This is a genomic window from Bacteroides sp. D1 (assembly GCF_000157095.2).
Taxonomy (GTDB): Bacteria; Bacteroidota; Bacteroidia; order Bacteroidales; family Bacteroidaceae; genus Bacteroides; species Bacteroides xylanisolvens.
Genome location: NZ_JH114343.1, coordinates 1,365 through 11,853 on the forward strand (window position 1 = coordinate 1,365; position 10,489 = coordinate 11,853).

At 31.9% G+C, this 10,489-nt stretch carries 11 protein-coding genes and 1 pseudogene; 3 read left to right on the forward strand and 9 right to left on the reverse strand.

Translation table 11 applies throughout. The annotated features are described in order from the left end of the window. The 9 genes from BSAG_RS25290 to BSAG_RS10780 all read right to left on the reverse strand — a co-directional run. Nucleotides 1–421 (reverse strand): hypothetical protein (locus tag BSAG_RS25290; protein WP_008997559.1); only part of this gene is annotated, 421 nt, incomplete at its 3' end. Between the two features lie 93 nt (nt 422–514). Then, nucleotides 515–898 carry a hypothetical protein gene (locus BSAG_RS10815; RefSeq protein ID WP_008997560.1) on the reverse strand — a complete coding sequence of 128 codons (384 nt, stop codon included), beginning with the start codon at nt 896–898 and terminating at the stop codon, nt 515–517. 8 nt (nt 899–906) lie between these two features. Continuing rightward, entirely contained in the window at nt 907–1,437 is a 531-nt protein-coding gene (locus tag BSAG_RS10810) for a hypothetical protein (protein ID WP_008997561.1), read from the reverse strand. A gap of 1 nt (nt 1,438) precedes the next feature. Beyond that, nucleotides 1,439–2,482, reverse strand: coding sequence for a penicillin-binding transpeptidase domain-containing protein (locus tag BSAG_RS10805; RefSeq protein WP_008997562.1), 1,044 nt, complete (start codon nt 2,480–2,482; stop codon nt 1,439–1,441). Nucleotides 2,483–2,511: 29 nt separating this feature from the next. After that, complete coding sequence (locus BSAG_RS10800) at nt 2,512–3,093, reverse strand: hypothetical protein (RefSeq protein ID WP_008771042.1); 582 nt, start codon at nt 3,091–3,093, stop codon at nt 2,512–2,514. A 52-nt stretch (nt 3,094–3,145) separates the two neighbouring features. Further along, nucleotides 3,146–4,702, reverse strand: a complete 1,557-nt coding sequence (locus BSAG_RS10795; RefSeq protein ID WP_008771043.1) for a trypsin-like peptidase domain-containing protein — start codon at nt 4,700–4,702, stop codon at nt 3,146–3,148. Between the two features lie 610 nt (nt 4,703–5,312). Further along, nucleotides 5,313–5,900: a tyrosine-type recombinase/integrase gene (locus BSAG_RS10790; protein ID WP_008771044.1), complete on the reverse strand. Its 588-nt coding sequence runs from the start codon at nt 5,898–5,900 to the stop codon at nt 5,313–5,315. 157 nt (nt 5,901–6,057) lie between these two features. Continuing rightward, nucleotides 6,058–6,330, reverse strand: coding sequence for a hypothetical protein (locus BSAG_RS10785; protein WP_008771045.1), 273 nt, complete (start codon nt 6,328–6,330; stop codon nt 6,058–6,060). Between the two features lie 288 nt (nt 6,331–6,618). Then, entirely contained in the window at nt 6,619–7,635 is a 1,017-nt protein-coding gene (locus BSAG_RS10780) for a DUF3871 family protein (protein WP_008771046.1), read from the reverse strand. Between the two features lie 598 nt (nt 7,636–8,233). On the opposite strand from BSAG_RS10780, the gene BSAG_RS10775 reads away from it, so the two are divergent. From BSAG_RS10775 to BSAG_RS25670, 3 genes and pseudogenes are all read left to right on the forward strand, one after another. After that, a complete protein-coding gene (locus tag BSAG_RS10775; RefSeq protein WP_008771047.1) occupies nt 8,234–9,355 on the forward strand; it encodes a hypothetical protein in 1,122 nt (373 codons plus the stop codon). A 316-nt stretch (nt 9,356–9,671) separates the two neighbouring features. After that, nucleotides 9,672–10,256: a hypothetical protein gene (locus tag BSAG_RS10770; protein ID WP_008771048.1), complete on the forward strand. Its 585-nt coding sequence runs from the start codon at nt 9,672–9,674 to the stop codon at nt 10,254–10,256. Between the two features lie 10 nt (nt 10,257–10,266). After that, nucleotides 10,267–10,489: pseudogene (locus tag BSAG_RS25670) on the forward strand (hypothetical protein); the annotation flags it as partial.

Below are 10,489 nucleotides of genomic sequence, written 5' to 3' on the forward strand. Positions count from 1 at the left end.
TCACAAATCTTTGAATCCCATAAATGATAGCTCCACAAAATAAGAATCCAATACCTATAGAATCACTTAAAAGCAAAGATAAGCATGTTAATGTAATACCACCAATACACCATATTCCACCATATAAAATATCACTAGGAGCATTTGCGATACGCTGTTTTCTTTTAGCTTTCTTGTCATTTGTAATTTGTAGTAATGATACTATAATTGAATTTCTTTGGGATTCATCAAGTCCTTTTGATTCTAATATATGGTCTACTTCGTTTACGTCTTTTTTTTGTTTTATAACTAGCTTATATGCTTCTGTATAGGCTGAATCAATAACATCTTCTGTTGTTTGCTCACTAATTTCATTCTTTCCCTTTCTTATAAAAAAACAGAAAAGGATTGCAGTGATTATTATTGCTAAAATTGCTTCCATGATATTCTAATTACTAAGAATTATACAATCTATTACTTCCATCTTAATAAAAGAAAGCTAACAACGAATGAACTCCAAATGCTGCCTTTCTTATTATTCATTATCATGTTTGGCATTAAAACCTTTTATAATGATTCGTCCTTTTGAACTCTGCATTGTAGGATTCTCTTTTAAAGAATTTAGTTTATCCACTAAATATTGATGTGTCCAAAAGAAATTGTCCAAATTACTTCGTAGATATTCTTGAATTGAAGGTATTTCATGTACAAATGGTAGATAATGCTTACAATATACAGTTATAGTATTCTCTTCATTATTAATAAAATATGCTAAAGTAACACGTCCGTCCATATTAGTTTGATTTATAGCATCTTTCAGGATATTTATATCAGGGTCATTTAAAGAAAGACTTCCAAAGTTAGACCAGATTATGATAAAAGCGGTTCGATTATCTGCGTTAATAAAAAAGTACCTCATTTTGATATTTAAAACAAGATGTCATCATCATCATCAACTTCTGGTTGACAACCAATTTCTTTTAAAGTATTGATAACCAAATCTCTTGTTCTGTTATTTGATGTGTTCATAACCGTATCTACAATCTTACTTATTTCAGAATGATTAGCTTGTTTTTGGTCATTTCTAGTGGCAAATTCAATATTCCTTGTTTCATGATGTTTTATCTTTCTATTCCAAAATTTCTCCTTAACCAATTGTAATATTCTATCAAAGTGCGCAATCACTAAATAGAGAGAAACCAAAAAACTTAGATAAGGAATAATAGATACATAATCCCAAAAAGTGACTGCTCCAATAAAAGAAAGAAGTATAAGGACTATAATAATTAGCACGATATATCGATATAAAGCTTTCTTAACTTCATATTTAATAGTACCTTGTTCCGTACTTGAAGTATCAAATATATAATTAGGACAAGGACTATCATCGGTTGGTCGATAATGTTCACAATGAACTCCATCTCCAATACATGTACTACATTGAGACATTTTTGTCATTTCAATTCTGTTTTAAATTTACTATTATTTTCTTAAACACATCACCTGCCATTAGTCCACCACTTGCAGGCAATCCAGTCTTATTAATAGATACAATGATACTATACTTGGGATTATTGGCAGGGAAGTAACCACAGAACTCAACTGAATACACTGTATTACCATTATCTGTAGAAACTACGATAGTGCCTTGTTGTCCTGCTACGGTAATCATATCTGATTTGGCTGGTTGACCTAATCCGTCAGTAACATTAAATACTAGAGCTTTCTTCAAACTATCAATACTAGCCCTACTTGCTATTTGAGGATTAATAACTACTACACTATCCTTGTATAGTTGAGGCTGTATCATCTTCCCATTATTGGCGATAGCATTATAGAAGGTAAGGACTTGAATAGGTGAAATAAGCTGTTCATATCCTATACAGTTCCAAGTGATATTTTTTTCTGTAATCTTGTAAGGTTGCAGACTGGCAATTCCATTGATGCTATCTGGCTTACCATAGCTCATATTAGCAAGTAAATCGAAAAAGGTTTGAGGATTATCACCAAAAGCTTTCTCCATTGTCTTATAAGTAGCGATATTGGAACCAACTGCCAATCCTTCTTGTACTGTAAGCTCACCATACCCACCTCTATGCCAATTATGGTCTTTAAGCTCTCTGCCATGAACTTGATAGATACCATCTCCTGTATCAACCTTATCACTCAATTTCACCTTACCTGTTTCTAAAGCTGCCAATAGTGATATTGGGCGCATCAGACCAGTAGACTGCCATACAGAGAAGTTCTCACATGATTGGTAGTTCGTACTATCTTTTTTAGTAAGTCCAACTAAAGCCTTAATTTGCCCTGATTGAACTTCCATTACTATAACCTGCCCAGATTGGGCATTTATCTCTGATAATTTTTCTTCCAGAATAGAGGTCGCATTAACCTGTAAGGTGCTGTCTATAGTGGATATAATCTCTGTCCGTTGCTTAGGTTGGCATGACAAAAGGAAACAGTGAAAACAAATTCCTACTTTTATTAAATTCTTGTTCATCGCTATGTGCGAATTATTTACCGGTATTATTAAAACTCATCAGTAGACATTCCAACTTGATATGTAATGGCTAATTTACCATCAAAATATATTATATTTGAGCCATTACGACTTTCAATAGAAGAATTTATCTTTATAGAATTTAATTTATTATCTCTCCAAATGGCAGTTCCCTCACTGGGAAATTGAGGTTTACCATATTTGATTACAAAAGTATTACCTATATCATTAAATAATTGGGTGTATTTATTGACAATATATTCTTGTTTGTTTTTGATTGTAGCTTGTGTTTGTTCTTGGGTTCTAAATGGATATTCATTAAGTAATGCGCTTGTCGTTTCAGATAATGAAAATGTTCCCTCTACTAATTTACCTTCCTTAAATGTAATAACAAGACTATCAAAGGTTGTTCCTAAAAAAGAAATTTGAGGAATGTTTATATATGGAAAGTTATACTCTAATTGAGGAAATTTCTTTTTTAATATGTCTATTGCAACATAATTGGTATCACCAAATTTAACTCCAAGAAAACCTGTAATTTCATTTTGAGCATACGTGCTTTTCACAATAAATAATATTACAACAATAATAAACAATCTAAGTTTCTTCATAATAAACAGTATTTAAAATTTAAATATTTATTCTCAAAATATAGAAATGGAATCAAGGGAAAGAACCTCTTTGTTGTACATATTCTTTTATTTTATCAATCAATTTGTTTTTAAACTCTTGATACATAGGTTGATTACTCAATTTATAAGCTTCTTCGTAGTCAAGAATAGCTTTTGCAGCTAGGTCACCAGCATTAGCCCCTAGCTCTTGAAAGGCTTTTCTTTCATACGCTGTCGCTCTAAGTCCTAATATATCCGCTTTTTCTTTAGGGTCAAGAACAAAAAATAATGCTCTTTCTAAGTCTACTATCCCCTCATAGCTTCCTATATCAAATATCTTAATGTCACCTCTTGTGAAATATCCACGGTAATAATCTGGAGCTAATTCAATGGCTTTGTCACAGTCTAAAATGGTACTACCATAATTTCTAATCATTTTTTTTACGTCAGCTCGTGCTGTATATGCTTCCGCTGTTGGATATATCTTTATCGAATAATCTAGGGCTTCTTGCGCTTTTAAATATAATTGTTTGTTATTATCAGAATACGGATTTTCAGTACTTTTTAATGCGTATTGGTAAAATAGAATTCCAATATGATAAAAGAGTTCTGCATCTTCAGTCGTAAGTTGTAATCCTTTTGAATATGCGTTGAGAGCATATTCGGCGTATGAAGTATCATGGGTATAAATATACAATTGAAAGTAACACTTTCCTAATTGCTTATAGTAGAATGATATATCCTTTCCAATCTCGCATGCTTTAATTAAATTACTTAATGCAGACTCTACATTTTTTATACTAAACTCTATCATACCTTTCATATAGAAAGCTAAATGATTTGAAGGATTTGTTTTCAACTCATTATCAAGCAAGGATAATGCCTTATTGGTATCTCCCATAAAATAAGCATCATTGGCTGATTTTACCATTTTCGTTTCTAAAGGATTGGTATTCATTTGAGAAACGCTAATATTCCGTTTATGACTTAGTTTTGAAATTTGAGTGGCATTTACTGCAAAGTTTAAACTCTGTCCTCCCTCTCTACAAAATGTAGCAATTCCAACTACATTTCCTTTCATATCCATAACTGGTGACCCACTGCTTCCATGAGAAATAGGTGCAGTAATCTGCAATATTGAACCATGCATCTCATCTGTGCGAATGGATGATATTATTCCAGTTGAAACTGTTTGCTCAAGTCCTAATGGCGAACTGATATTTATGATTTGCTCCCCTTTTACTTGTGTTCTATATGAAATATGAAGATAATTGAAACTTTTTAAGTTGGTGTTTTCCACTTGGAATTTAACAAGGTCAGTATTAGGATTATAATCAAGAATAGATTTTATCTTATATTTATTTCCGTTTTTATCTTTAATATAGCCACTATGCGCCCCATCTAAAACATGGTAATTGGTAATTCCTACACCTTGTGCAGATATGAAGAAACCACTTCCTTGTGAGAAAGTATTTCCTTGTTCATCTGCAGCAAAAACTGTAAAGATAGCATTTTCGGCTTTGGTGATAAGCTGTTTTATTGTCAAATCCTGTGCAAAAAGATTTGTATTTCCTAAATAAAATAATAATATTAATAATTGTCGTTTCATTAAATTACCTCCTTTAATTGTAGAATTTGTATTCTGATGTTTTTTTACTTTTTAAAATATCCAAAGTAACTATTATAGCATTATTGGCTATTGAGAAGTAGGAACAGGTTGTAGAGATGGCTGTTTCATAGTTTTATTATTTGTTGTATCCAGTTCCCAATAGATACAATTCTACATACAAAAAAGGTGTGGGAACTTACTGTCTTATCCTACTGACTGGCTTCTCGCATCGCCTTTGGAGTGGATAAAACAATAGCCTACACCAATTTGACAATATCTAATAACCTTACAGGATATATATAAGGTAGGTATATATCAAATGATGTGGTGCTATTGCTACCATCTTCACTCCATTTCAAATTTTGCGAGAATTTGTCAGTAGAAGATAATTTCAATAACACCTTTCGTTAATATGTCCTTCCAACAACTTAACTCTCTAAGTTTTTGGAATTGGCACAAAGATAATGAAAGGTATTTATTTTGCAATTAAATCTGCCTGTTAAAATAATAGTTGAGAGCTATTTCTACTTCATATTTTTTTGATTGGAGACAGAACTATTCAGAGCATAAATAAGTAAAGTCCGATTCATTCTGTCTCAAATCTCAATTATCAGAAGCTAAGACAATCATAAGTATTTAATAATTCCTCTTGCCTTAATCCCAAGTATCTTTTAGTAATTGATACACTGGAATGATTGAATAGCTCCATGAGCTTAACAAGTGCAAGCTCTGAATTATCGTTATTCATGTTGTAGACCTGTCTGCCAAAAGTCTTTCTAAGAGAATGACACGAAAAATTGCCTATTTGTAGTCTATATTTTTTCTTAATCTCTTTCAGCATGACATTGATTCTCTGAACTGTGTACACTGTCCCCTTCTGACTTATCAATACAGGTGCATTTATGCCAACTGGACTTATATGCTCATAACAATCTCTGATATGTTGCTGTAGCTGCATATTAATCCTAATTGTCCTTTGCTTTCCTGTTTTAATCTCTGTAATGGTAAATTCTTCTGCATCTAATATCTGATTCCACCTTAAAGCAAGAATATCAGAAATTCTTAGACCTGTGAAGCAACCTAAAGCAATAAGAAGTGACATCTTATAATTACTATCCCTTGCCAATTTTCTTATTAAGTTCATTGCTTCATTCCATTGCAGATAATCTGCTGTTGTACTTGAATATTTAAGTGACATAACGTTCTGTTTTATAGTGAAACTAATAAAAGTGAATATTAATTTTGAGTTGGAATATCTAACTTACTGATTACTAGCTAAACATTCACTAATCATCAAAGTGAACATTTTTATAAAGCAAGGACACTAAGTAAATAATGTCCTTACTTCATTCAACCTATATAAAAGGTAGGTGGGCTTCATCCAACACGCCACTGTCAACTATCCGTTTGCAAAGTTCGTGCGATGCCTGATTTCTAAGGTCTGTGCCATAGTTTTTATTACCAACCATGCGAATAATCTCCACTATGGTTTTCATTAATTCCTGCTGTAGTGTACGGTGATAATACCTTGTACTTTCAGCAAACTTTTTAGGATTCCAACTATAATCGTTCAAGGCTCTTTCAAGTTCTTGCGCTGCCTTGTATTCGCGACTGCCTTCTATTACCATATTCCAAATATTTAAGAGGTTTATAAATAAAAAGAGCACCTGTATGGATGCTCTTTGTTTTTTCTGTATTTTAATGTACTACTTCATTGTAATAATCTTATATATAGTCCAGATAATCATCAAGAAGAATACAATAGGTGAGATTGCACACATAACAAGTAACAAGATAATCCAAGATATAACGACTAATAACGCTTGTAACATAATCTTTTGAGTATTAATAGGTAATGAATAATAAAGGGACACCCTTATTATATGGATGCCCCTTTTAAGTACTCTGTAATACCACTAACTAAGAAACCATTGATACTTGTCATCACCATGTAAAGCGGAACATATACCCGTTGCAAGTTCTGTAGCATTATAGGCTCTATCCAAAAATGAATCTATATAGCTACTCTTATTTGCACCTGTGAGCAAGTTGTAAAGTTTCCACATAGACAAATCATTTCCTAAGCTCCCAAAGTTCTCATCATTGATATAAGCCCTAGCCACATTGTTAACTTGTGTATCAGTAAATAACATACGTGGAATTTCTTTTTGATACCCCTGTGGTAGGCATTGATAAAGTCTCATTCTGCCAAGCAAGGTCACAAATTGGTGCTCATTCAAGTAAGAATCGCCAAGCGTTTGCAACAAATGTATGTTTTTGGCTGCATTGAAATTATTAAGTAGTTCCAATGTAGCCCTAAACAGTTCCTTTGTGCTCATTACTTTTATGTCGTCCTTATATCCGTCTGTGAAAACGCACATGTTACAGCATACGGTATTCTTGAATGAAACTGCCAATCTGAATAACTCTGGGCTTTTCTTAGTTGCTAGATTCTCTCTATTCAAGGCACGAACGCCAACTATAGAAAGATTAAGCCTGTTGCCAGATACATCTTCATAGATAGATGGAATATCTATGGCAAAAGCGCACCTTTCGTAATATTGGGTAGTGTCAGCTTCCGTTAACAGGTTCTTTGGCTTGTTAACGGCTTCTGGTTTTCTTCCTTTTATCACATGGCTGCACCTTATATCTGGCTGCTCGATTTGTTCACCACTATAGAATGAGTTGGCAGCTTCCCAGACCGTTTCAATGAATTGCGGATGCGAAATAGTCAGTTCATTATCCTTGCTGAAAACTGGTATCACATTCTCATTCTTTAAATGGTCTAAAGTGACCTCTACAGAATTTGCTTCTATAAAGTGGTTTACTTTCTTGGGCTTTACTGGCTCTTCAATTATTACCGCTTCTTCTGCATATTCACCAAAGTTTCTACTAGTTCTCTGTACTGGCATAATCTGTAATGTTGATTCCATAATCTGTAATTTATTTAGTTAATATTAGAAATTTCTCTGTCTGAAAGCTAAGCAAGCCACAATCAGTATTAATAATCCAATAAAGAACTGTGGCATTAAGACTACTGGCACAATTAGAATTATTCCAAACGTCAATAAAATCTTTAAATTCTCCATACGCATAATAATAGATTAGTAAATAGTGTATTTAAGGACAAAATGAGGGCTTAACATGAAGTACTATTCATTCACTTTCCTTTGTGCATCTTTATATGTAGACATATACAAATCGTTGATAAGTCCGCACATTTCAGAAGTTCAAAAGATTTGTGGGCCGAATAGCAATTCATGTAATCCTTTCATTTTTCCTAATGATTGGTGAGGGGTATTTTGGGTAACAGAAGGGGCTTATGCACGATATACATCTGATACGCTCACTGACAAATCAAATATGTCACTCTATCACTGCATAAAGTTCAAATAGAAATATAGCTTAAATCTAAAAGGGGGGGATTTTAAAGTACTTATCTAGTTTGTCATTTTAATATACTAATTTATGCTTTTGTAGAATTGTAATCCCAAGTAATTATGTATCTTTGACTATAAAATTATATAGGAAATGAAAAAGAGTACAGGTCGCCAATATATTGAACTGTTTTATAGTTTGCAAATAATAAATGACAGTTTATCTCTCATATCATTAGGTAAGAAATATCATGTTATACCTATTGCAGGACAATTGAGAGCAATTTTAATAAAAGACAAACAAACCCCTGTTCCATTATATTATGCTATTCAGAAAATCTTAGAAGTGAAGCAATATATCTATCTTTCTACTATTCCTGAAAAGATTAAGATAAGCAAAGATTGTGAATGCTATTTTAATGTAATGAATGTTAGTTTAGAGAGAGACAAATTACATTATCAAAAAGAGGATATAGGAAAGTGGCTTCAATATTGCATTGTTGAAACTCCCCAAAAAAGTTTCACTATAGAAGAAGTTATAAAAATTGTAGCTAATAAAAACGGAGGGGCGCATTATAACGAAGAAATATCTAATGATGCAGTATTATTATATACAGCAACAGATGAAAAGCATATTTCTATTATTGATAAAATAATTGTAAATATAGCTTTAATAATTAAAGCTTTGGGATTACTATTAATAAAGAAAGCATTTGATTTTCATTATCTTGCCAACATCGCTATCAAATTTGATGAATTATCATCCCATAAGAACATAATATCTTATCATGACGAAGACTATTATCTACCAGTCGCTATTCTTTTAACCTCAAAACGACAACTAATATTAAAAATAACAGACCCTGATAGAAGATTATTTATTGTTCCACTCAAAGAAAATATAGAAAAGAAAGGAATCTATACAATTTGTTTTAGCTATGAGATTAATTCTAATTTTGAATCAGAGTTAAAAATATACTCATTATTCGACCAAACTACAAAATATGTATTAACTACCCCAATATATGTACATAATCATTTTACTAGTTTTCCTCATCAATGGTGGGGGGATGAACATATTGAAATGGGCTTCTATAATCTTCAATTATATACTTCTGTTCTACCAGAAATCATTATAATAAAGAAAATGAAAGATATGGAAGTTGATGAAAATACTCCAATGGTAATATTAAAGGGACGAAATTATGCATACGTAGATAAAAAAAATAATCTTTGTTTTGGTTCTATTAAATGTTCAACATTCAACGATTTATAGGGAGTTTCAACGTTACTTAGTCTCTTAATTATAGAAAATAATTATCTTTTTATTATGTTACTAGTTTCACTCTATCAAAGCATAAAGTCTAAATAAAAAACACTTCCTCAATAAAAGGGGCGGGGGTATGAATTTAGAGTACTTATATTTTTGAGTTGGGGATATAAAAGAATCGCATTAGAATATAAGTAATAATTCTTATGAATGTTTTTGAACGCATTTGCATAAATAAAAGGACAAAATATGTATTGTAATTATTATTTATATTTAATATATTTGCAACATAAATGTCAATAACTAATAAAGCTAATAAATTATGAAAAGGAATCTATTTTTATTATTGTTTGCAATTGTGACTTTATCTACATTCGCTCAAACAACATCTGAACATCTAACATTTAAAGGTGTGCCCATTGATGGAACCTTAACTGAATTTGTGTCAAAGTTAAAACAGAAAGGACTTACTCACATTGGCACAGAAGATGGAACTGCCATATTAAAAGGAGATTTTGCAGCATACAAAAACTGTACAGTAGCTGCTATAGCTTTAAAACAAAAGAATTTAGTTGCTAAGGTCGGAGTAATGTTTCCTTCTTTAGAAACATGGTCATCACTCTCAAATAATTACTTCTCCCTAAAAGAAATGCTGACTAAAAAGTATGGTGAGCCAGAAGTTTGTATTGAAGAATTTCAGACTAAAATTATGCAAAATGACGATAATTCTAAAATACATGAAGTAAGAATGAATAGGTGCAAATATGTTACAGGATATACCACAGAGAAAGGAGACATTGAATTACAGATTAAAGGTAGTTTTACGGATGGCTGCTATGTAACACTTATTTATTTTGATAAAATTAATGGCGAAGTAATCGAAGCGGAAGCTATGGAAGATTTATAAATTGTGCCGTATGAGAAAAATTATCATTTTATTGTTTGTATTTATTTGTTGTTTGACATCATGCTCAAATCAATCAATAGCTACAGATAAAACGGAGAAAGCAAATAGTCCAGAACCCGTATGTAATGCAACTTATCAATTATTTCCCACACAAAACATGTGGACTTTCATTAAGTTGAATACTAGGGATGGACGAATGTGGCAAGTTCAATATGATATTAAAGGCAGTGAAC